This is a genomic window from Clostridium sp. (genome assembly GCF_036660475.1).
Lineage (GTDB): Bacteria > Bacillota > Clostridia > Clostridiales > Clostridiaceae > Clostridium_J.
Window position 1 is genome coordinate 163,501 of the sequence record NZ_JAVXAO010000004.1, and the last position, 23,273, is coordinate 186,773.

Annotated in this window: 20 protein-coding genes; 14 read left to right on the plus strand and 6 right to left on the minus strand. The window is 31.0% G+C overall.

The annotated features are described in order from the left end of the window. Positions 1–64: 64 nt before the first annotated feature. Entirely contained in the window at positions 65–1,090 is a 1,026-nt protein-coding gene (locus RSA29_RS07735; protein ID WP_346932166.1) for a sugar kinase, read from the minus strand. Positions 1,091–1,178: 88 nt separating this feature from the next. Next, positions 1,179–2,141: a bifunctional 4-hydroxy-2-oxoglutarate aldolase/2-dehydro-3-deoxy-phosphogluconate aldolase gene (locus RSA29_RS07740; RefSeq protein ID WP_346943461.1), complete on the minus strand. Its 963-nt coding sequence runs from the start codon at positions 2,139–2,141 to the stop codon at positions 1,179–1,181. Between the two features lie 227 nt (positions 2,142–2,368). On the opposite strand from RSA29_RS07740, the gene RSA29_RS07745 reads away from it, so the two are divergent. The 11 genes from RSA29_RS07745 to RSA29_RS07795 all read left to right on the plus strand — a co-directional run bounded on the left by RSA29_RS07745 (position 2,369) and on the right by RSA29_RS07795 (position 17,487). Further along, positions 2,369–3,157 (plus strand): IclR family transcriptional regulator, encoded by a 789-nt coding sequence (locus RSA29_RS07745; protein WP_346943462.1) that lies wholly within the window; start codon positions 2,369–2,371, stop codon positions 3,155–3,157. Positions 3,158–3,621: 464 nt separating this feature from the next. Beyond that, positions 3,622–5,028: a glucuronate isomerase gene (uxaC, locus tag RSA29_RS07750; RefSeq protein ID WP_346943463.1), complete on the plus strand. Its 1,407-nt coding sequence runs from the start codon at positions 3,622–3,624 to the stop codon at positions 5,026–5,028. A 113-nt stretch (positions 5,029–5,141) separates the two neighbouring features. Continuing rightward, positions 5,142–6,143: a LacI family DNA-binding transcriptional regulator gene (locus RSA29_RS07755; RefSeq protein WP_346943464.1), complete on the plus strand. Its 1,002-nt coding sequence runs from the start codon at positions 5,142–5,144 to the stop codon at positions 6,141–6,143. 129 nt (positions 6,144–6,272) lie between these two features. Then, positions 6,273–7,292 carry a TRAP transporter substrate-binding protein gene (locus RSA29_RS07760; protein WP_346943465.1) on the plus strand — a complete coding sequence of 340 codons (1,020 nt, stop codon included), beginning with the start codon at positions 6,273–6,275 and terminating at the stop codon, positions 7,290–7,292. A 1-nt stretch (position 7,293) separates the two neighbouring features. Beyond that, positions 7,294–7,779, plus strand: a complete 486-nt coding sequence (locus tag RSA29_RS07765; RefSeq protein ID WP_346943466.1) for a TRAP transporter small permease — start codon at positions 7,294–7,296, stop codon at positions 7,777–7,779. Positions 7,780–7,795: 16 nt separating this feature from the next. Beyond that, complete coding sequence (locus RSA29_RS07770) at positions 7,796–9,100, plus strand: TRAP transporter large permease (RefSeq protein WP_346943467.1); 1,305 nt, start codon at positions 7,796–7,798, stop codon at positions 9,098–9,100. A gap of 312 nt (positions 9,101–9,412) precedes the next feature. Then, positions 9,413–10,486: a mannonate dehydratase gene (uxuA, locus tag RSA29_RS07775; protein ID WP_346943468.1), complete on the plus strand. Its 1,074-nt coding sequence runs from the start codon at positions 9,413–9,415 to the stop codon at positions 10,484–10,486. Between the two features lie 28 nt (positions 10,487–10,514). Continuing rightward, positions 10,515–12,125, plus strand: coding sequence for a mannitol dehydrogenase family protein (locus tag RSA29_RS07780; protein WP_346943469.1), 1,611 nt, complete (start codon positions 10,515–10,517; stop codon positions 12,123–12,125). 376 nt (positions 12,126–12,501) lie between these two features. Continuing rightward, positions 12,502–14,247, plus strand: coding sequence for a methyl-accepting chemotaxis protein (locus RSA29_RS07785; protein ID WP_346943470.1), 1,746 nt, complete (start codon positions 12,502–12,504; stop codon positions 14,245–14,247). A gap of 272 nt (positions 14,248–14,519) precedes the next feature. Beyond that, positions 14,520–16,646, plus strand: a complete 2,127-nt coding sequence (locus RSA29_RS07790) for an EAL domain-containing protein (protein ID WP_346943471.1) — start codon at positions 14,520–14,522, stop codon at positions 16,644–16,646. A 283-nt stretch (positions 16,647–16,929) separates the two neighbouring features. Further along, entirely contained in the window at positions 16,930–17,487 is a 558-nt protein-coding gene (locus RSA29_RS07795) for a hypothetical protein (RefSeq protein ID WP_346932178.1), read from the plus strand. A 205-nt stretch (positions 17,488–17,692) separates the two neighbouring features. On the opposite strand, the gene RSA29_RS07800 is transcribed toward RSA29_RS07795, so the two are convergent. Together RSA29_RS07800 and RSA29_RS07805 are read right to left on the minus strand one after the other, a co-directional pair. Continuing rightward, positions 17,693–17,848, minus strand: a complete 156-nt coding sequence (locus tag RSA29_RS07800; protein WP_346943472.1) for a hypothetical protein — start codon at positions 17,846–17,848, stop codon at positions 17,693–17,695. Between the two features lie 115 nt (positions 17,849–17,963). Further along, positions 17,964–18,554, minus strand: coding sequence for a restriction endonuclease (locus RSA29_RS07805; protein ID WP_346943473.1), 591 nt, complete (start codon positions 18,552–18,554; stop codon positions 17,964–17,966). 282 nt (positions 18,555–18,836) lie between these two features. Between RSA29_RS07805 and RSA29_RS07810 the strand changes: the two genes are divergently transcribed. The 3 genes from RSA29_RS07810 (at position 18,837) to galE (ending at position 22,299) form a co-directional block, all read left to right on the plus strand. Continuing rightward, positions 18,837–19,106 carry a hypothetical protein gene (locus RSA29_RS07810; protein ID WP_346943474.1) on the plus strand — a complete coding sequence of 90 codons (270 nt, stop codon included), beginning with the start codon at positions 18,837–18,839 and terminating at the stop codon, positions 19,104–19,106. A gap of 261 nt (positions 19,107–19,367) precedes the next feature. Continuing rightward, a complete protein-coding gene (locus tag RSA29_RS07815; RefSeq protein WP_346943475.1) occupies positions 19,368–21,122 on the plus strand; it encodes an HD domain-containing phosphohydrolase in 1,755 nt (584 codons plus the stop codon). 160 nt (positions 21,123–21,282) lie between these two features. After that, a complete protein-coding gene (gene galE / locus RSA29_RS07820) occupies positions 21,283–22,299 on the plus strand; it encodes a UDP-glucose 4-epimerase GalE (protein ID WP_346943476.1) in 1,017 nt (338 codons plus the stop codon). Positions 22,300–22,405: 106 nt separating this feature from the next. On the opposite strand, the gene RSA29_RS07825 is transcribed toward galE, so the two are convergent. Continuing rightward, the gene (locus RSA29_RS07825) at positions 22,406–22,624 is read right to left on the minus strand and encodes a hypothetical protein (RefSeq protein WP_346943477.1); all 219 of its coding nucleotides are present in this window, start codon (positions 22,622–22,624) and stop codon (positions 22,406–22,408) included. Between the two features lie 18 nt (positions 22,625–22,642). Further along, positions 22,643–23,269 (minus strand): flavodoxin family protein, encoded by a 627-nt coding sequence (locus RSA29_RS07830; protein ID WP_346943478.1) that lies wholly within the window; start codon positions 23,267–23,269, stop codon positions 22,643–22,645. Between the last annotated feature and the right edge of the window lie 4 nt (positions 23,270–23,273).

Sequence of the window (23,273 nt, forward strand, 5' to 3'; positions counted from 1 at the left end):
TATAGTGTATAAAGAAAAGTGGATTTGATAAAAATCCACTTTTCTTTTATATTATTTGAATTTATTATCTTTGAACACGTCCAGAAGCGTCTCCACCAGCTAGTTTTGATACTTCATCAATAGAAACTTGGTTAAAGTCTCCTTCGATACTGTGCTTTAAGCAAGATGCAGCTACTGCAAACTCGATAGTATTTTGAGAATCATATCCGTTTAGTGTAGCGCATATTAGTCCACCACCAAAGCTATCTCCGCCACCTACACGGTCAACGATGTGCATTTTGTATTTTTTGCTGAAGAAATAGTCGCTTCCATCGAATAACATTGCAGACCAATTGTTATCATTTGCAGAAAGAGATTCTCTTAAAGTAATAGCTACTTTACTAAATCCAAAACGCTCTGAAAGTTGTTTTGCAACGTCCTTGTATCCTTCGTGGTTAACAGTACCAGTTGTTACGTCTGTGTTAGCAGCGTGAATACCAAATACGTCAGCAGCATCTTCTTCGTTAGCGATACATACATCAACATATTTACATAATTCAGCCATAACCTGGCCAGCTTTTTCTTTAGTCCATAGCTTGTTTCTATAGTTTAAGTCACAAGATATAGTAATGCCAGCTTCTTTAGCAGCTTTACATGCTTCAAGACAGATAGCAGCTACTTCGTCATTAAGTGCTGGAGTGATACCTGTAAAGTGGAACCATTCAACACCAGCAAAAATTGATTTCCAATCGAAATCAGAAGCACTTGCAGTTGCAATTGAAGATCCGGCACGATCATATATAACTTTAGAAGGTCTTTGAGAAGCACCTTTCTCTAGGAAGTAGATACCAACTCTGTCTCCTCCACGTGCGATGTCGGTAGTATCAACACCATATTTTCTTAAAGAGTTAACAGCAGCTTGACCTATTTCATGCTTTGGAAGTTTAGTAACAAATTTTGCATCAAATCCATAGTTTGCAAGTGATACAGCTACGTTTGCTTCTCCACCACCGTAAGTTGCACCAAAGCTATCAGCTTGTACAAAACGAGAATATCCCTCTGGGGCAAGTCTTAACATAATTTCACCAAATGTAACAACTTTTTTTGTCATAATTTTTTAATCTCCTTTATATTTAAATATATTTTATAATTTATCTTAAAGTTTACTTTAGAATTTATATAGGTTTTAAAACTGATATTTATTTTTGTACTAGATGAATTGCAAATCCGCCAACTTCATCTTTGAAGTAAATAGCTTTTAAGTTTCCTTTTGCATCATATCTTGCAGTATCCATGTCAAATTCAAAGTTTTGAGATTCAAGGTAAGCTACAGCACGATTAATGTAATTAGTAGAAACTGCAATGTGACCATTAACTCCTAGGTAAGGTTGTTTTGTTACTTCAATACCATTGCCAGCGAAGTAAGAGCTATTGCCTTCCTTCTTTGCAAAACCGAACATGTTTTCAAAGGTAGTTGCAATACTACAAGCTTCCTCAGAGTTTTTACCGTTGATTCCTATATGAACCACGTTAAAGCCTAACATTGATTGAATAGCCTCTTTAGTTAAATCTCTAATTTTATCAAATTCTCCAGCGGCAACTAAATCACCTTTTACCATCCAACTTCCACCACAAGCGATAATCTTAGAAAAATCAAGGTATGAAGTTAGATTAGCGGCACTAATTCCACCAGTTGGCATAAATTTCATGTTTGAATATGGAGCAGACATAGCCTTTATCATATTAATTCCACCAGCTGGTTCAGCAGGGAAGAATTTTACAACATCAAGACCTAATTCAATAGCTTGCTCAATATCACTTGGATTAGTAACTCCAGGAGTTATTGGAACTCCTTTTGATAGACAGTATTTTACGATTTTAGGATTTAAACCAGGACTAACAATAAATGTTGCACCTGCATCAACTGCGCGGTCTACTTGCTCAGTAGTTAATATTGTTCCTGCGCCTACTAGCATATCAGGGTATTTATTAGTCATTATACGTATAGATTCTTCGGCAGCTTCAGTACGGAATGTTACTTCTGCACATGGTAGTCCACCTTCACAAAGAGCCTTTGCTAATGGCTCAGCATCCTTAACGTCATTTATTACAACAACTGGTACTATTCCGAATTTTTGAATCTTGCTTAATACTTCATTCATTACGATTACCTCCAATTAAATCTATATTTAGTCCATATATAAAACTGAAATGGGTTTCATATCATGGAACTGAGTTTCATAAAGTGATACTCACAAATAGAATTATACAGAATAAAATTCTATATTTCAATAGAAATCAGATTTATTGATAATTAAATGTGGGAATGTTACAATAAATTATAATATTTGAATTTAATTAAAAATGAAGTGAAAGGGGGATTTGTTATATGGAAGACAATATTATAGGGGATTCAAAAAATCCAATTCAAGTGGTAGATAGACTTTTTCAAGTTATTGAAACTATGTCAGTTGTTGGTAATGTTGGGTTAGTTGAGCTTAGCAATATTTTGGGGCTACATAAAAGCACCACTCATAGGCTTTTGAATTCATTAGTACATATGAAATATGTAAAACAAGATGAGAATACAGGAAAGTACTTATTAACTTTTAAATTTTTGGAAATATCCAATAGAATTTTGAGTAGAACTGATATTTTTTCATTAGCACATCCATATCTTGAGAGGCTTTCGATGAAGACTGGGGAAACTATTCATTTGGTGCAGAGAGAAGGTACCCAAGCTATGTATATAGATAAGGTAGAGTCTAATGCTAATTCCATAAGAATGTGTTCTAAAGTTGGGAGTGTAATACCTTTATACTGTTCGGGGGTTGGAAAAGCTATACTTGCATCTATGAGTGATGATGAAGTGAGGAACATATGGGAGCAGAGCAAAATTAATAAGCTTACACCATATACAATTACAAACTTAAAAGATCTTCTTAAATGTATAGAACAGGTTAGAGAAAATGGATATGCAACAGATGATGAAGAAAATGAGGAAGGTGTAAGGTGTATCGCGGCGTGTATTTTAGACTATAAAGGAAATGCAAAGTATGCATTTAGTTTATCGGCACCTAAAATTAGAATGGGAAATGATAGAATTAAGGAACTTGCAGCATATGTATTACAACTTAAGGCGGAACTATCAAAAGAATTCGGGTATTGTGAAATTTAGGTATAGAAACTCATAGGTTTGAGTTTTAGATATAAATACAATTCGTATATATGTTCTAATTAAATTTATACATTTGATTATTTGAAGATCTATTAAAGATTGTAACTTAATTTCAAATTCTAGATTTAGAATCCTAAATTTAGAATTGTACATTCTTAATTAGGGTATATATATGAAAATTGGATTGTGGTGAAGAATCATCTCGCAATAAAAAAATATATGTGGAGATTTAGATTTATAAAAAAAGAAATTTGGTTTAAATTGTTACCGTTAACATATATTATAGATTTAAATCATCTGTAAATTAATTATATAACTGAAAATATTAAAAATATTATAATTTTATCTATATAAATGCGTGTAAACTATTGCAATGTGATAAAAATTAACTTATAATCAAAAACAAGAAGTGAGAATGTTCACGTAAACAATATTCGAAAATCTATTGTGAAGGGATTGAGATTATGAAAAAATTTATGGATGCAAACTTTTTATTATCTAATGATACTGCAATAAATTTGTATAATAATTATGCAAAGGATATGCCAATTATTGATTATCATTGCCATTTGAATCCAAAAGAAATATTTGAAAACAAGAAATTTAAAAACATAACTGAAGCTTGGTTATATGGAGATCATTATAAATGGAGAGCGATGAGAAGTAATGGAATAGACGAAAAATTCATTACTGGTTGTGGTAGTGATTATGAAAAGTTTATGGCTTGGGCAAAAACAATGCCAATGGCATTAGGAAACCCTCTTTATCATTGGACACATTTAGAGCTTCAAAGGTATTTTGGAATATATGAAGTTTTAAACGAGAAAACTGCTCCTGGTATTTGGGAGAAAATGAATGAACTACTTAATGGAGAAGGTTTTGGAGCAAGAGATTTAATAAAAAAATCTAATGTAAAGATAATATGTACAACAGATGATCCAACAGATTCATTAGAATATCATATAAAAATTAAAGCAGATTCTGAATTTAATGTAAAGGTTTTGCCAACATTAAGACCAGATAAGGGATTACAAATAAGTAAGGATACATTTATACCTTGGGTTGAAAAACTTGGTAGTGTAGCTGGAAAAAATATAAAAACATATGGAGAATTCTTAGAGGCACTAGAATCTAGAGTGAGATTCTTCCATTCTGTTGGTTGTAGGATATCAGATCATGGTCTAGATACTATATCATATAGAGAAGGGTCAAGAGAAGAGGTACAAGTTATATTTGAAAAAGGACTGAATGGTCAAGCTGTATCTAAAGATGACTCAGACAAATATAAAACCTACACATTACAATTCTTAGGTAGATTATATTCAGAGTTAGGATGGACAATGCAACTTCATATTGCGGCATTAAGAAATAATAATACAAGAATGTTTAAAGAACTTGGAGCAGATTGTGGATTTGATTCTATTAGTGATGAAGATGTGGCTTACCCATTATCAAGATTCTTAGATTCATTAGAAATAGATAAAATGCTTCCTAAGACTATAATATATACTTTAAATCCTAAGGATAATTATGTGATTAGTACTATGCTAGGAAATTTCCAAGGGACTGAAATTCCAGGAAAGATACAATATGGATCTGCATGGTGGGTACTAGATCATAAAGATGGAATGATAGAACAAATGAAGGTTCTTGGAAATACAGGTCTTCTAAGTCGTTTTGTAGGGATGTTAACTGATTCAAGAAGTTTCTTATCTTATACAAGACATGAGTACTTCAGAAGAATATTATGTAACTTGATAGGTGAATGGGCAGAAAATGGAGAAGTGCCAGATGATATGGAGCTTCTTGGCAATATGGTTAAAGGAATATGCTATGGTAACGCTAAAGAGTACTTTGGGATAGAGTGTTAGTATAAGTTACATCAAAAAATATCTAAAAATGTAACTTTATCATTCATTTAAGAGACCTAGCTGATTTCTATATGATATCATATAAATATTCGTTAGCAATCGGGGGGATTAATATGGATGTTACAATAAAAGACATAGCAAAAATTGCAAAGGTTTCTCATACTACTGTTTCAAGGGCACTTAATGATAGTCCTTTTATAAAAGAGGATACGAAGGTTAAGATAAAAGAAATAGCTAAGGAACTTAACTATGTACCAAATTATAGTGCTAAAAGTTTGATATTAAATAGATCTTATAATATAGGATTGTTTTTTACAACTATAAGCAAAGTTACCTCACCAAGCTTCTTTTATGAAACTGTAATTGGTGTAAATAGTGTGGTGAAAGAAAAGTATAATTTGACAATTAGAGGGATAGATGATTATAAAGATTTTACCTTTGTAAATAAAAAAAACTTTGATGGAATTATATTGATGAGTCAAAGTAATAGTGATAATTCTTTTATATATTATTTGTTAGATAAAAAAATACCGTTAGTTGTATTAAATAGAGATATAGATGAGGACTCTGTAGTTAATATATTATCTTCAGATAAAAAGGGGTCCTATGAAGCTATAAAATACCTTATAGAAAATGGACATTCGGATATAGCTATAATAGAAGGAAAATATGGATTCAATTCCAGTACTGAAAGGAAAAGTGGCTATTTAGATGCATTGATTCAAAATAAAGTACAAATTAATAGTGAATACATGGTAGAGGGAGACTTTACTATTGGAAGTGGATACAAAGCAATGAAAAAGCTATTAGTATTAGAAAAAATGCCAACAGCGGTTTTCTGTTCAAATGATGAAATGGCAGTAGGTGCAATGAAGGCTGTATTTGAAGCCGGACTTAGTGTGCCAAAGGATATTTCTATTATAGGTTTTGATGAAAGTGAACTAGATGCATTTTTAACGCCAGCATTAAGTAGTGTAAGAAGACCTATTAAGGAAGTTGGGAGAAAAGGTGCAGAAAAATTGCTACAGATTATAGAAAAAAATGATTATATAGGTGAAAAGATTTATATAGATACAGAACTTATTAAGAGGGAATCGGTGTCAGAATTAAAATAATTTTGACGCCAAGGTTTTGAATTAGTTGTTAACGTTAACAACTAAGGGGTAATATTACAGTGGTGTAATGGATTTATAAATAAATAATTATATTTTACCAAAGCTTAAAGGGATAAGGGAGGAAAAAATATGTTAAGATCTATAAAAAAAATTATTGCTATTATAGCTGCGTCAACTCTAGCGTTTAGTTTGGTTGGGTGCAGTAGTGCCAATAGTGGTAAACGTATTGTTCGTATTTCTCACTCACAATCGCAGGAACATCCTGATCATTTAGGATTAGTAGCATTTGAAGAGTATGTAGAGTCCAAATTAGGGGACAAGTATGATGTTCAAATTTTCCCTAATGAATTATTAGGACCTTCTGTAAAAGCTATAGAACTAGTTCAAACAGGGGCAATTGACTTTGCAGTTGCAAGTACTGGTAACCTTGAAACTTTTGATGATGTTTATCAGATATTTAGTATGCCTTATTTATTTGATAGTGTAGATAGCTATTATAAGGTAATGGAAGATGAAGAATTAATGAGTAGTATTTTCAAATCTACAGAGGCTGCTGGGTTTGAGGCAGTAACATGGTTTGATGCAGGAACAAGAAACTTTTATGCAACATCTCCTATAAATACGCCAGATGATTTAAAGGGTAAAAAGATTCGTGTTCAGCAAAGTCCTACAAACGTGCGTATGATGCAAGCTTTTGGAGCTGCAGCGGCACCAATGAGTTTTGGTGAAGTATACACAGCTATACAATCAGGAGTAATCAATGGTGGTGAAAACAATGAATTAGCGCTTACTAATAACAAACATGGGGAAGTTGCTAAATTTTATTCATACAACCAACATCAGATGGTTCCAGACTTATTAATTGGAAATCTTAAGTTTTTAAATAGTTTACCAGAAGATGAGAGAAAAGTATTTGATGATGCGGCGATAGAATCTACAAGGGTTGAACGTGAACATTGGGATACACAAGTAGATAAGGCAATTGAGGATGCTAAAGCTATGGGTGTTGAATTTATATATCCAGATGTAGAATTATTTAAACAAAAGGTACTTCCTTTACATGATGAATTATTAGCGGGTAATGAGAAACTAAAACCTATATATGATAAAGTTCAAGAAGTGAATAAGCAAGTGAAGGGGGTAAATTAATATGAAAAATCTAAAAGCAATATTAAATAAGAGCTTAGAAATAGTATGTGTTCTTTTATTTGTATTCATAACAATTGTAGGATTATATCAGATTACTACAAGATATGTGTTCAATGCTCCTAGTACAATTTCAGAAGAATTACTGACATTTGCATTTACTTGGATGGCACTATTAGCAGCTGCCTTAGTTTTCGGAAAACGTGATCACATGAGAATGGAATATGTGGCTAATTTCTTAAAAGGTAAAGCTTCAATAATTTTAAGTATTGTTTCTGAAGTTTTAATTTTACTATTTGCTGCACTAGTGCTTGTTAAGGGTGGAATACAAATTACACAACTTACAACACTACAAACTACAGCTTCATTAGGTGTATCTATGTCATACATATATGTTATTGTTCCAATCAGTGGAATTTTAATAGTTCTTTATAATTTTATTAACATAAGTGAGTTAGTATCACAATTAAAATCTGAGGATTGTAAATAGAAAGGGAGGAATAGATATGAGCATAGCATTAACAGCAGGACTAATAATAGCAATCGCTTTAGTAATCTTATTGCTTGGAGGTATTCCAATTTCCATTGGACTAGGAATAGCCTCACTACTAGCTATATTACCAACATTAAATTTTGATGCTGCGGTATTGACAGCGGCACAAAGAATTTTTTCAGGAATATCAGTATTTACATTAATAGCAATACCTTTCTTTATACTAGCAGGTAACATCATGAATAAAGGTGGAATTGCTTTACGTTTAATAAATTTTGCAAAAGTTTTAACTGGTAGAATGCCAGGTGCAATGGCACATACAAACTCAATTGCTAATATGATGTTTGGATCAATTTCAGGTTCAGGTGTTGCAGCAGCTTCAGCTATGGGTTCTATTGTAGGACCAATTGCAGAAAAAGATGGTTATGATCGTGATTATATGGCTACTATAAATATAGCAACGGCACCAACAGGATTATTAATACCACCAAGTAATGTATTAATAACATATTCCCTTGTAAGTGGTGGAACTTCAGTAGCAGCTTTATTTATGGCTGGTTATATTCCAGGACTTCTATGGGGTCTTAGTTGTATGATAGTTGCATTCTTTATAGCTCGTAAAAAAGGGTACCGTAGTTCAGAGAGAATTACAGCGAAGCAAGCATTAAAAACAACTATTGATGCTATTCCAAGTTTATTACTAATTTTAATTGTTATCGGTGGAATTGTTGCTGGAGTGTTTACAGCTACAGAAGGTTCAGTAATAGCAGTTGCCTATAGTTTAATATTATCTCTATTTGTATACAAAACAATAAAAGTTAAAGATTTATTTACGATTTTCAGAGAAAGTGCTGAAATGACAGGTATCATAGTATTTTTAATCGGTGTATCAAGTGTTATGGCATGGGTTATGGCATTCACAGGAATACCATCAGCAATTTCAAGTGCACTATTATCAGTTAGTAATAACCCAATTGTAATATTGTTAATTATAAATGTAATACTACTATTTGTAGGAACATTCATGGATATTACTCCAGCGGTTCTTATTTTCACACCAATCTTCTTACCAATATGCTTAGGTCTTGGAATGTCAGCAATTCAGTTTGGTATTATGGTAACATTCAACTTATGTATAGGTACAATTACACCACCAGTAGGAAACATACTATTTGTTGGAGTTAAGGTGGCTAAGACAAAAATAGAAACAGTAATTCCAAAATTAATACCATATTACATAGCGATTTTCGCAGTGTTAATGCTTACAACATTTGTACCAGCGGTAACTATGTGGTTACCTAAGGTGATGGGGTATTAGGAGTTTAGAATTTAAAATTTAAGATTAAAAATTAAGAGTTAGAATCTTAAGTTGAAGATTTGGAATTAAGGTTTAATATTAAAATTACAAATTACAAATTACAAATTAAAAATTACAAATTAAAAATTAGAATTAAGAATTAACATTAAGGATAAACTCATTGTGGGATTTTGTATTGCCTGATATAAGGCATCTTGAAAAAATAAATAAGTCAGTATATTTAACTTATTATTTATGTTCAGATGCCTAATACAAAATTTCATAGTGGATAACTAAAGATGAAATATATATGCAATTAAAGGAGACGATTTTATGAAAATGACATTAAGATGGTTTGGAAAAAATTATGATTCAGTTACACTTGAGCAGATAAGACAAATTCCTAACGTTACTGGGGTTATTACAACGCTTTATGATATTCCAGCAGGTGAAGTATGGCCTTTAGAAAACATTTTAAAGTTAAAGAGTGAAGTAGAAGCAAGTGGATTGAAAATAGAGGGAATAGAGAGTGTAAACATTCATGATTCTATTAAGATAGGATTACCAGAGAGAGATCAATTTATCGAAAATTACATTACAACTTTAGATAATTTAGGTAAAGCAGGTATTGATATGGTTTGTTATAACTTTATGCCTGTATTCGATTGGACTCGTTCAGATCTTGCAAAGGTAAGAGAAGATGGTTCTACTGTTTTATCATATGATCAAGATTTAATAGATGGAATTGATCCTAAAAAAATGTTCCAACAGATTGATAGCAATAGTAATGGATTTGTAATGCCAGGTTGGGAACCAGAGAGATTAGAATATGTAGAAGAATTATTCGAGAAATATAAAGAAGTGGACAATGAAAAATTATTTGAAAATCTTGTATACTTCCTAAATAAGATTCGTCCAATTTGTGAAAAACATAATATAATGATGGCGATTCATCCAGATGATCCTGCATGGCCTGTATTTAATCTGCCAAGAATAATAAATAATAAAGAAAATATATTAAGACTTTTAAATACAGTAGATGCTAAGTTCAATGGACTTACACTATGTACAGGATCATTAGGATCTAACCCTAAGAATGACATATGTGATATAATACGTAGCGCAAAGGGGAGAATTCATTTTGCTCACGTACGTAATTTAATTCACCATGCACCAGGAAAATTTGATGAAGCAGCTCATTTATCAAAGGATGGATCCCTTGATATGTATGAGATAATGAAAGCTTTACATGAAATTGGATTTGAAGGACCAGTACGTCCAGATCATGGTCGTGCTATTTGGGGTGAAGTTGCAATGCCAGGATATGGTTTATATGACCGTGCACTAGGAGCAGTTTATCTAAATGGATTAGAAGAAGCAATCAAAAAATCAAGTAAAGTAAAATAGCTGAAATTAGATAAAAGGAGGTAATGACTTGAAACTTAAACAAAAAGAATTAGAAAACAGACAAATATGGGAAGAAAGTGGCTTTGAATTACCTAAATTTGACAGAGTTAAAATGATCGAAGAGACTAAAGAAAACCCAGAGTGGATACATTTTGGGGCTGGAAATATATTTCGTGCATTTCCGGCAGCTGTTTGTCAAGATTTACTTAATAGAGGGATTTTAAATACTGGAATAATAGTTGCTGAAGGCTATGACTATGAGATTATTGAGAAAAGTTATAAAGAATTCGATGATTTAAATGTTTTAGTAACATTAAAGGCAGATGGAAGTTTAGAGAAAAAAGTAATAGGAAGTATTGCTGAATCTTTATGTGTAGATATAAGTAACACAAATCATTGGAATAGATTAAAAGAAATATTTAGAAGTAAGACTTTAAAAATGGTTTCTTTTACAATTACAGAAAAAGGTTACAATCTTAAAAATGCAAAAGATGAATTCTTTAAAGATGTGGAAAGCGATTTTAAAAATCAACCATCATCAGCAACAAGCTACATTGGAAAACTTGTAGCATTATGTTATGAGAGATTTAAAGCTGGAAAGTTACCAGTAACATTAGTGAGCATGGATAACTGTTCTCATAATGGAACTAAGCTGGAAATGGCAATTACTGAATTTGCAAAACAGTGGGCAGATAATAAATTAGTAGAACCTGAATTCGTAACTTATATAACAGAAGATTTATCTTATCCATGGACTATGATAGATAAGATTACTCCAAGACCTGCTGATTCTGTTATAGATATGTTAAAAAGTGTAGGATTTGAAGATACAGAAGCAATTATGACTTCTAAAAATACTTTTATTGCACCGTTTGTTAATGCTGAAGAACCACAATACTTAGTTATTGAGGATAATTTTAAGAATGGTAAACTTCCACTTGATAAGGGTGGGGTTATCTATACGGATAAAGAAACTGTTGATAAAGTAGAGAAGATGAAGGTGTGTACTTGTTTAAATCCACTTCATACTGCATTGGCTATTTACGGATGTTTACTATCTTATACTAAAATATCAGATGAGATGAAGGATGAGGACCTTGTAAAGCTAGTGGAAAACATAGGCTATAAGGAAGGATTACCTGTTGTTGTAAATCCAGGTATTATATCACCTAAGGACTTTATAGATGAGGTATTACAGGTAAGATTACCAAATCCATTTATGCCGGATGCACCACAAAGAATTGCATGTGACACTTCACAAAAGTTAGCGATACGTTTTGGTGAATCTATTAAAGCTTATGAATTAAGTGATTCTCTTGATGTTAAAAGTTTAGTATCAATACCTCTTGTTATAGCTGGATGGTGTCGTTACTTAATGGCTATAGATGATGAGGGTAATTCCTTTGAACTAAGCCCAGATCCAATGCTTTCAGCAGTAACTCCAATAATAGCTAAGATTAGCATTGGGGAAGTTGAAAATGTTCATGATATCTTAAGCCAAGTTTTATCTGATGAAAGAATTTTCGGAGTTAACTTATATGAAGTTGGATTAGGAGATAAAATAGAAGGTTACTTCAAGGAACTGATTGCTGGAAAAGGGGCAGTTCGTGCTACTCTAAAAAAATACAATAATATATAAGTTGTAGTTTAGAAAATACATTTATGTATATTAGATGTAACCCATACTAAGGAAATTTTAATCAAGAAGATTAAAATATGAAGAATTAATTTGAAGAACTTTATAAAAAGTTTATTTTAATATAGCTAAGGAAGTTTTAACTATTATAGTTTTAATTTCCTTAGCTATTTTATTTGGAAGATTTTTGATGATGCATTTCACATACATGGAACTAGAAAAATTACTCGCTATAATAACCTATAATTGGATAACAAGTTACAAAAAAGTGTAATAAAACTAATTAATTTACAAACTTATAAAGATGAAAGCTATTGAAACGATAATATACATGTAATTGATATTAATTAAATTAATTATTATAAAAGGGGGATAAGAAATGAAATTATTAAAAGTTTTCAAGTGCAAAAAGGGTGTAAAACGTGTTAAAGGTAAATTGATTAGATCGTTTTTGGGGGTAGCTCTATTTATTGCAATAGTTGGGGTGGCAGGAGCAATAGGGATTAAGAGTGTAGAAAGAATAGCGGATGGTATTTCTAACTTGATATTGAAAAGTGTTTACATAGTCTCAGATATTAAAGGAAACATAATGGAAAGTAAGAGTGATATACTAGAGTTAGTGTATATAAAGGATTCATCTAAAATAGATAAATTGAAAAAAAACATTGAAAAAAATGTAAGTGAAAACAATGAATACATAAAAGTTTATGATGAAATTTTTAGTGAGATGGATCACCTAAAGGATGAAAATGAGGTATATGAAGGGTTTAAAATCAATTTAGGTAAGGATAGAGGACAAAGAGAGAATATTATTAAACTTATAAATGATAACAATTATGTAGAAGCGGAAATTCAATATAAAATAATGGCGGAAGATGATCATGAACTTTATGAAAGTTTAGATAAAATAAAAAGCATTAATTTGAAGAGAGCAGATCTGGCGGATGATTACATTGGTGTTATATATAAAGGGGCTAGTATAGGTAGTATTATATTTACTATATTAGGATTTTTAACAGCAATATTAATAGGAATGATTACTGCAAAAAATATTGAGAAACCGCTTAATGAGATAAAGGAATTAGCTAATAGGCTATCCACATATGATTTTTCAACTCCAATTGAGCTTACGAGAAAAGATGAATTTGGACAAACTGCATTAGCTTTAAATACAGCACAGGAAAATGTGAGTAATTTAGTGAGGATAATTATGGAAAATTCTCAGGATATAAGTGCATCATCGGAGGAACTTTCAGCGACAGTAGAAGAGTTGTCATCAAAAATTACAATAATAGATGAATCTGTAGGAAATATAGCCTATGGAATGCAGGAATCAAGTGCTACTGCGGAAGAGATAAGTGCATCAGCTCAAGAGGTAGATGAAAATATTAACCTACTTTCATCTAAGGCTTCAGAAGGAAGCAATAATGCGAATAAATCTAAAGAGCGAGCAGGACAAGTAAAGAAGAATAGCGAAAATGCCATTGAGGAAATGAGAAAAATTTCAGATGAAAAGCGAAGCAATATGGGAAAAGCTATTGAGGATGGGAAAATAGTTGATAATATAAAAGCTATGGCAGATACCATTGGGGGTATAGCTACCCAGACAAATTTATTAGCATTAAATGCGGCAATTGAGGCAGCTAGGGCTGGTGAACAGGGAAGAGGTTTTGCAGTAGTAGCAGAAGAGGTAAGAAAACTTGCAGAGCAATCATCACAAGCGGTAATAAACATTCAAGATACTATTATCAAAGTTCAGCAAGCATTTAAGAGTAGTATAGAGACTGGTACTGATATATTAGAATTTATAAACACAGAGGTAAGTAAGCAATTTGATGAGTATGGAGAAACTGGTAATCAATATTATAGTGACTCAGAACTTGTTAGCGAAATGTCAGAGGAAATTGCTACTATGTCTGAAGAAATCACAGCTACAGTCGGAGAAGTAAGTAAAGCTGTACAAAATATGGCAGACGTTTCGCAAAAATCAAGTGAAGATGCAGAAACAATAAGAGAGAGTATTAATGAAGTTACGCAGGCTATAGAACAAGTAGCAATGACAGCGCAAAGTCAAGCAGAACTTTCTCAAAGGCTTAATGAAATAATTGAACAGTTTAAAGTTTAATAGTGTATTGTTGTGAATAGCGATTATGGCATAAATTTTAGAAGAATTTAGTTAGGATGGAGTTAGTGATTAACATATGAACTAACTCCATACGATTATGTTGCTTGCCTTGATGAGATTCACCAGGCTTAGTGATTAACATATGAACTAACTCCATTCAAATATATTTGCTATTAGCATAAACTATAGGATTATTTGAAAAAAACTGTATTAAAACAAAGAAATCACATGATGAATTATAATCATACCAATTATTTAAGTGGAGGTTATATATGGAAAATAAAGTGCTTAATTTCATAATTAACATATTTAATGCTATTGAAGATAATAAAATTATTGGAGCTATAAGGCGAGGGTTAGTTATATCGATTCCTATACTTATGGTAAGTTCAATAGTTATTGTGGTACTAAATATACCAATAAACTCTTATCAAATATTTTTAAATGAATTTTTAGGTGGAAGCATTAAAAGTATACTAACATATGTAACAAATGGAAGTTTAGAAATTATAGCTCTTATTTTACTTATTACTATAAGCTATAGCTATGGGGAGATGGTAGATAAAACTAGGTTTGATTGTATAATTATGTCTGTAGTATCAGTGTGTTCATTTATAGCGTTTGCAGGTTCCGAAGGAACAAACTCTTTAACGAATATATTTAACTCATTGTGGCTATTTACGGCAATTGTAGTATCAGTTTTGTCTTCTGTAATTTATGTTAGAGTTAGTTCTATTAAGTGGTTTAAACTTAGAACTCATTTTGATGGGACCGATATTTATTTTAATTCCTCAATATCAGCTATAATACCGAGTTTATTAGTGATATTATGTTTTTCATCTCTAAATGTATTAATTAGTAATTCATTTGGAGTAAATAGCTTTCAAGAACTATTCTCAAGGGGTATTAATTCACTGTTTGATGGTATGGGTAGAAATTTAGGGAGTGCAATATTATTTGTATTTTCGATGCAATTTATGTGGTTTTTCGGGATACATGGAAGTAATATATTAGATTCTGTTGCAAGAGGATTATTTACTTCAGGTCTTAATACTAATATGAACCTAATTGCAATGATGGAAGCTCCTACAGAAATTTTCACTAAAACATTTTTTGATACATTTGTATTTATGGGTGGTTGTGGTAGTATTATTTGTTTAGTAATAGCCATACTTATAAAGGGCAAAAGAAGAAATACAAGGCAACTAGCAACTATGTCGATTATACCAGTATTTTTTAATATTAGTGAATTTGTAGTCTTTGGAATGCCAATAGTATTCAATCCAATTTTACTTATTCCATTCATATTAACTCCAATCGTTTTAACAATAGTATCATATGTGTCATTAGCATTAGGGTTAGTTCCACTTACGATTTCTCAAGTTGAATGGACAACACCTATATTTTTTAGTGGATATGCTGCTACTAAATCATTAAATGGAAGTGTACTTCAACTTATTAATTTGTTCATAGGAACCCTTATATACATGCCATTTGTTAAAGTTTGTGATGAAGTACATATAAGCAAGGTGAAGAATAATATAAATGAGCTTACTAGAATACTTCAGGAAAGTGAAGTTGCAGGTGAGGTGCCAGTTTTATTAGAGCGGAAAGATAAGTTATCTTCAATAGCAATAATGTTAGTAGAAGATTTGAAAAGTGCTATTAAAAACAATGAGTTAATGTTATTTTATCAACCACAAGTAAATTCAGATGGAGAAACTATAGGTGTAGAAGCTTTACTTAGATGGGAACATAGCTTAGGGGGATATATGTATCCACCTCTGATAATAGCATTAGGCAAGGAAGCTAATATATTAGATGAACTTGGATTTATTATAATAGAAAAGGGCTGTATTGCAGTTAATAAATTAGAAAAGCTGTTTAATTTATCAATAAAAGTATCAATAAATGTATCAGTAGATCAACTGAATAATCCAAATTTTAACAAAGAATTAAAGAGCTTAATAGATAAATACAATATTAAACCTAATAGTATTGGGATTGAATTAACTGAACAGATAGCATTAAGTAATAGTATAGCTATTACGAATAGATTAAAGGCAATGAAAAAACTCGGTGTTCAAGTTTTGATGGATGACTTTGGAATGGGGCATAGCTCTATGATGTATCTACAAAAAAATGAATTTGATGTAGTAAAGCTTGATGGAACATTAATAAAAGACATACTTAGTAATGATAGAAGTGTTGATATAATTGCATCAATAGTACATCTTTCAAAATCACTAGGTTTTTCTATAATAGCAGAGTATGTGGAAACTAAGGAGCAAAGAGATAAACTTTATGAAATAGGATGTAGCAATTATCAAGGATATTTATATAGCAAGCCTTTAGATTTTGATACTTTAGTTGAATATATAAAAACAAGTATGAATTAAAATGATTTAACAAGATTTAGGTATAAAGGTTAAAGTTTAGTAATCGATATTAATTTAGGATAAAAAAATTATAAAAAGAGATAATATGAAAAAAATAAAAAATCCTATAGGATATTATCTTTGGATGTGATATAATCATTTTTTGAACATAGGAATACATATTAAAGAAGAATGAAATTACATAGGGTAATATTAGGGTAAATGTCGAATGGAAATGTAACTAGACATATTATATTGCTTAGTTAACAAGGGGAAAATGCAATAAGACTACGGAGGAATAAACATGGAAGAGAAAGTAATAAAACTATCTAAATTTAAATTAAGAGAATTTGTAGAGTATTCAGTAAGAAATGAAGAATTGCTTCCAATAGCATATAATGTAGGAACTATGGACAAACTATGTGATGGACCAGACTATGTTTCAACGGCTATTATTAAAAATGAGGAAAAAATTGAAACTTTTTTAAGAGCATTTTTAGAAGAGGGTAAGGCAATATATAGTGTCTTTGCGTATCAAGGAGTTGGAGAAGAAGATGATGTTTACTTCATTAGTGGAGAAAGAGCATATAATCCACTCCCATGGAATTATTCTTCAAGTATTACTAATGAGGAATGTAAAAAAGCCGGGTTGTTAGACACAGGAGATTATAGATTTGCATTAACAGGTGAATTAGGTTTGATTTTAAAGCTTGAAGGTGATGATGTAGTTATTAATTCAGCTTATTGTGAGGATGTTAAGGGGACTGAATGTAAACTTATAGAAAACTGTGGAAAACTTGATGAGATGATAGAAGAATTCTTAGAGGATTTTAAGATTGAAATGGACAGGTTATATGCATAGATTTTTGGCGTTAAGTTAGAATTAGATTTAAAGGATATATTATAAAATGGAAGCAGAATATGAACATATCCTTTTAAAAATATTATGTGTTTCTAAGTTGAAAATAGCTAAAGTGTAAAATTAAAGTGAATATAATAAAGTGAGGACTATGTAATTTTTAATGTAGCCCTCTTTTTACTATATTTATTATTAAAATATTGTTTTATTATTTGTTCGAACAAATTTTACAAATGTTAATTGTCTTGCCAGATACATCTTTTTTACTCCAAACTAATCTCACCCTTTTTCGCCCACATAAAGGACAAGTGCCTCTCCATCCAACTATACTTTTAATAACTTTACCTCTTTTTTGTTTACCCATTTTCTTATCCCTCCTTTCATTTACAATAAAGTATATTAAGAAAAGTAAAAGTTATGACTAAATACAAAAAGTTGCTATTAAAATTATGGATGAAAACTTTGCATAAATTATATCTTTATATTTCTAATATCAAGGAATAGTTTTCTTGTCCTTGACGATTTTTTATAATTTCAACTATATCCTTCATTGTTAGAATTTTAATAGTTAAACTACTAGAAGATTCTAGAGTTTTAATATAATCAAGAGCATTCTGATGGACACTACCGGTAGTTACAATAAAGCCTGATTTTACATTGTTAGCCATCATAGCTCCCACAAGCTTTTGACATATAACTCTACCTATAGTGAAATCTTCATCTTTAGTAGTTACAGGATTACCATTCTCATAAGATTCTTTAATATTATATCTTTTACATTCTACATATATTTTTTCACTATCTTTAGATGTGAGTATTAAATCAACACCTCCATCATTGGCTTGTGAAGTAAGTTCTACGTTTGTATATTGTGGATTTTCTTCAAAAAGCCATTTACAGAATCCTTCAAATTCAAGACCTGTCATATTATGAATACTTTCTTTTTTCACATTAATAGTGAATTTGATTTTCTCGTCCTTTAAATTTATAAACAACATAATAATTGGAGTAACGCTTTTAAATAATATTAAAAGAAAGATTAATAAAAAAGCTATTTCAAATAATTTCATTACAATCACCTCAATACAATTATTTCCATATATTGAATTTTTAGTCTTGAAAGATTAAGTATACAGGTAATTATTCATTAAGGTAAGAGTACTAAGTTTTAAATAACTCAAAAATAAAGTTAAGTACACATATAATGGTATTTATTCATATTAATAATAGTAGGTGTGAAATACTTATTATATTTAATAAATATTTATATGTTAAGTATAAGTAAAAGTTTGAATTAAATTTAGATAGTTTATTTAGCATAAAACGAGAAATTTAAAGGAGTTATTTTAAAGGTGATTATAAGAAGAATAAAAGATAGATATCTCTCACGAGGAGATAAAAGTCAAATTGAAGATGAGGTAAATAGAAGACTAGAGGCAGAAGAGGAAATTAGAATAATTTTAGAAGAAAGAATTTTAGATGCTATTGAAGATTTAGTAGATAGAAATGGTGGAGTTTCAGGATTAGATGGACAGACGGTTAGCGACATCTTAAGTTATTATATTGCTGGAGATCCTAGATTTAAGGATAAGTTGAAAAATGAACTTCAAAGGTTGGGATAAGAACAAATTGTATGAAATGGAATATAAGGATAGTTAATCATATTACTATTTTATATAGTCTATATTTTTAGAAAAGTTTTGTGGATGGGAATAAAATAAGTTTGAGATTTCAATAGACGTATCACCTATATTTTGTATACCCCTGGAAGAGTGGAGACTTTTCCAGGGGTTAAATATTATTTATTCACTTTAGGAGTCCAATATAGTAAAATATGTAGAATCATGGTAAAATAATATCATTGAGAAATGTAGGTGATAAAAATGAACTTATGGGAATTGTTTGTAAAAAATATGCCTTGGCCAGTTTGGATTGAGGATTCAGATACAAGAGTTATTTTTCTAAATGAAGCTTACGAAAAACTTTATAAAGTTAGGTTTCAAGAAGTAAAAGGAAAAACAAATAAAGAAATTTATCCAACCACTATAGCCGACAAATATGATAATAACATAAAAGCATGTTTGTATAAAATGGGTATAAACACATCAGAGGAAATTATAGATAATAGAGTAAAACAATGTCATACATTTCCAATCTTTGACAATGAGGGAAAGATTAAGTTTGTGGGTGGAATAATTGTTGATGTTGAAAACGATAAAGTTAAAGAGCGTGAGCTTAATTATCAAAAGAATATAGTAAGGACTATTATAGATGCACTTCCAGAAGCTATATTTTATAAAAATAAGGAATGTAAATATATTGGATATAATAAAAAATTCCAGGATTACTATAGAAATCTAGGTGTGTATGACATAATGGGAAAAACAGATTTAGAGATTAATCCTAATAAATTAGCGGCAGAGAAATTTAATATTGAAGATAATGAAATAATTAAAAATAAAAAACAAAAGTATATAGAAGGTGTTACTTATGATAAATATGGTAATAAGGGGGCAGAAGAAAGCTTAAAAGTTCCAGTTATAGATGACGACGGTGAGGTTTTGGGAATTGTTGGGCTTGCTAGGGATGTAACTCCACGAAAAAAATTAGAAGAGAAACTTCGATATTTAAGTTATACAGATACTCTTACTGGAATTTATAACAGAACATATTTTGAAGAGAAGATAGAGGAATTAAACAAAGATGAATTTCTTCCATTGGGATTAATAATGGGAGATGTTAATGGTCTTAAGTTAATAAATGATTCAGTAGGTCACTTAGAAGGGGATTTGCTTTTAAAAAGTATATCTAAAGTGTTACAGCTTGCTAGTGATGATAAGGGGTTTGTTTTTAGATGGGGTGGGGATGAATTTATGATTCTTATCCCAAATTGTAATGAATATAGTTGTGAGAAAGTAGTACAAAGAATTCAAGAAGAGTGTAGAAATGATGATTATAAATATATTGAGCTAAGCATATCCTTAGGTCAGGTTGTGAAATATACTATTGAGGAGGATATTTATGATTCAATTAAAGAGGTTGAAGAGCGGGTATATCGACAAAAACTTTTAAATCAACACAGTATTAGAAGTTCTATGATGAATTCATTAAAGAAGAGTTTAGAGGCTAAGAGTATAGAAACAGAAGAACATACAGAAAGAGTTGAAAACTATGCCTTAGAAATTGGAAGAAGACTTAAGCTTAGTGTTTCTGAAATGGATGAACTCGCTATCGGAGCTAGACTTCATGATATAGGTAAAATAGGTGTTGAAGAGGACATATTATTAAAACCGGGACCACTTACTGAAGAGGAATTTGAAATTATGAAAACCCATACAGAAAAAGGATATAGAATAATTAATGCATCTAGTGAACTATGGAATGTTGCAAAATGTGTTCTAACGCACCATGAAAAATGGGATGGAAGTGGTTATCCTCTTGGCATTGAAGGGGAAGATATACCTTTAATGGCAAGGATTATATCAATTTCAGATGCTTATGACGGTATGACACAGGATAGGGTTTATAAGAAAGCTATGAATAAAGAGCAAGCTATTAAAGAAATAAAAAAATTTTCAGGAACTCAGTTTGATCCAAGTGTAGTAGAAATATTTTTAGATTACATTGAGCAGGCGTAATAAAGATATGTTGAGCTAATACTATTTTAGGGTAAGTAAAAAATCCTAGAATAGCATTAGCTTTACTCTTTAATAATTGTATATTATGGTATATAATTGTATAAGTGTTAATATAACAATGACAAACATATTGAAGAAAATTATGAATGGAGTGTTTAATATGGCAGTTTTAGTAACTGGCGGAATGGGATATATAGGTAGTCATACTACTGTAGAACTATTAAAGGATGGTTATGAAGTTGTAATTGTAGATAATTTAAGCAATAGTAAGGAATTAGTTAATGATAGAATTAAGGCTATAACAGGTGTTAAACCTAAATTTTACAAATATGATGTATTAAATGCGGAAGATATGAACAAGGTTTTTAAGGAAAATAATATAGATTCAGTTATACACTTTGCAGGGTATAAGGCTGTAGGAGAATCTGTAGCCAAGCCTATCGAGTACTATTACAATAATATAACGAGCACCTTAGTGCTTTTACAAATTATGAGAAATCATGGCGTGAAAAATCTTGTGTTTAGTTCATCTGCGACGGTTTATGGGGATGCTAAGATTATTCCAATAACAGAAGAGTCACCTCTTTCATCAACTAATCCATATGGAAGTACAAAACTTATGCTAGAAGATATTTTAAGAGATGTATATAAATCAGATAACTCATGGAATATAGCATTACTTCGTTATTTTAATCCGGTTGGTGCTCATGAGAGTGGAACTATTGGAGAAGATCCATGTGGGATTCCAAATAACTTAATGCCTTTTATAACTAAGGTTGCCATTGGAGAGATTAAAGAACTTAGTGTATTTGGAGATGATTATAACACTCCAGATGGTACAGGGGTTAGAGATTATATCCATGTAGTTGACCTAGCTAAAGGGCATATTAAAGCTATTGAGAAATTAAGAGGAAACTCTGGTATTGTAACTTATAATTTAGGGACAGGAAATGGGTATAGTGTTCTTGATATGGTTAAAGCATTCTCGGAAGCTAGCGGAAGAGAAGTTCCTTACAAAATTGTGGATAGAAGACCTGGAGATATTGCAACTTGTTATGCAGATCCAGTAAAAGCAAACACTGAACTTGGGTGGACGGCTGAAAAAGGAATAAAAGATATGTGTGAAGATTCTTGGAAATGGCAAAGTAATAATCCAAAGGGTTATGAAGAAGCATAGAATTAAATTATTTATAATACATTGGTGTAACTAATGAAAAAAACAGCAATAAAATATAATTTTGTTGCTGTTTTTTTATTCATTTATTGCTGTGTTACAGATCGCATTATTGTGATTTAGGACGTGTTTTCAAAAGATTTTTTTTGAAAAGTTTTAATTTAGAAACATCATATTTTATAGAGTACAGGCCAAGTGCCTCAAGTAGAATACCAAGGCTTAAACATGCCCCCATAAGAAAATCTGGCAATATTGCAAATTGGTTAAAAATGAAATAGGCGCAAATAAGCAACATACCGAAGCGTAGATAATTATTTGATTTTTTCAAGTAATAACCTCCTTATTGCTATCTAATAAAGTTAGTTCTTTCTTTTTTCTCTTTTTCGGGTAATGAAATTCCAGCTTTTTTGCCAGCATCAATGGATTTAAGCATCCATGCCATATTTTTACCTAGAGTTCTCATAGTCTGCATACCTTCAAGGTCCTGCTTAACCTCATCAGGCGTATTACCATGAACCATGTTCCAATATTGTGAAGAAACAATTGGCATATTTGATATTGTAAAATATTTATTTAACTGGTCAAAGGTAGCTGTTGCACCACCTCTACGACAGCTTACAATAGCAGCTCCAGGTTTATATGCGAAACTATTTCCAGCATAAAAAAATCTATCTAGGAAAGATGTAATCATACCAGATGCACCAGCATAGTGAACTGGAGAACCAAAGATAAATCCATCTACATCTTCAGCCTTTTCTAGGGCAATATTAACAGTATCATCGTTAAATATACATTTACCACTACCACTTCGAGAACAGTGACCACACCCCATACATCCTCTTATAGGATTTTTGCCAACATAGAATATTTCAGTCTCTATATTTTCATTTTCAAGCTCCCTTGCAATTTCACAAAGAGCAGTATAGGTGCAGCCCCTCTCGTTAGGACTGCCGTTTATTAATAATACTTTCATATAA

Excerpts from the sequence above, each read along its gene's own strand:
- RSA29_RS07735 (WP_346932166.1), bottom strand. The coding sequence starts at position 1,090 with ATGACAAAAAAAGTTGTTACATTTGGTGAAATTATGTTAAGACTTGCC.
- RSA29_RS07740 (WP_346943461.1), bottom strand. The coding sequence starts at position 2,141 with ATGAATGAAGTATTAAGCAAGATTCAAAAATTCGGAATAGTACCAGTT.
- RSA29_RS07745 (WP_346943462.1), top strand. The coding sequence starts at position 2,369 with ATGGAAGACAATATTATAGGGGATTCAAAAAATCCAATTCAAGTGGTA.
- uxaC (WP_346943463.1), top strand. The coding sequence starts at position 3,622 with ATGAAAAAATTTATGGATGCAAACTTTTTATTATCTAATGATACTGCA.
- RSA29_RS07755 (WP_346943464.1), top strand. The coding sequence starts at position 5,142 with ATGGATGTTACAATAAAAGACATAGCAAAAATTGCAAAGGTTTCTCAT.
- RSA29_RS07760 (WP_346943465.1), top strand. The coding sequence starts at position 6,273 with ATGTTAAGATCTATAAAAAAAATTATTGCTATTATAGCTGCGTCAACT.
- RSA29_RS07765 (WP_346943466.1), top strand. The coding sequence starts at position 7,294 with ATGAAAAATCTAAAAGCAATATTAAATAAGAGCTTAGAAATAGTATGT.
- RSA29_RS07770 (WP_346943467.1), top strand. The coding sequence starts at position 7,796 with ATGAGCATAGCATTAACAGCAGGACTAATAATAGCAATCGCTTTAGTA.
- uxuA (WP_346943468.1), top strand. The coding sequence starts at position 9,413 with ATGAAAATGACATTAAGATGGTTTGGAAAAAATTATGATTCAGTTACA.
- RSA29_RS07785 (WP_346943470.1), top strand. The coding sequence starts at position 12,502 with ATGAAATTATTAAAAGTTTTCAAGTGCAAAAAGGGTGTAAAACGTGTT.
- RSA29_RS07790 (WP_346943471.1), top strand. The coding sequence starts at position 14,520 with ATGGAAAATAAAGTGCTTAATTTCATAATTAACATATTTAATGCTATT.
- RSA29_RS07795 (WP_346932178.1), top strand. The coding sequence starts at position 16,930 with ATGGAAGAGAAAGTAATAAAACTATCTAAATTTAAATTAAGAGAATTT.
- RSA29_RS07800 (WP_346943472.1), bottom strand. The coding sequence starts at position 17,848 with ATGGGTAAACAAAAAAGAGGTAAAGTTATTAAAAGTATAGTTGGATGG.
- RSA29_RS07805 (WP_346943473.1), bottom strand. The coding sequence starts at position 18,554 with ATGAAATTATTTGAAATAGCTTTTTTATTAATCTTTCTTTTAATATTA.
- RSA29_RS07815 (WP_346943475.1), top strand. The coding sequence starts at position 19,368 with ATGAACTTATGGGAATTGTTTGTAAAAAATATGCCTTGGCCAGTTTGG.
- galE (WP_346943476.1), top strand. The coding sequence starts at position 21,283 with ATGGCAGTTTTAGTAACTGGCGGAATGGGATATATAGGTAGTCATACT.
- RSA29_RS07830 (WP_346943478.1), bottom strand. The coding sequence starts at position 23,269 with ATGAAAGTATTATTAATAAACGGCAGTCCTAACGAGAGGGGCTGCACC.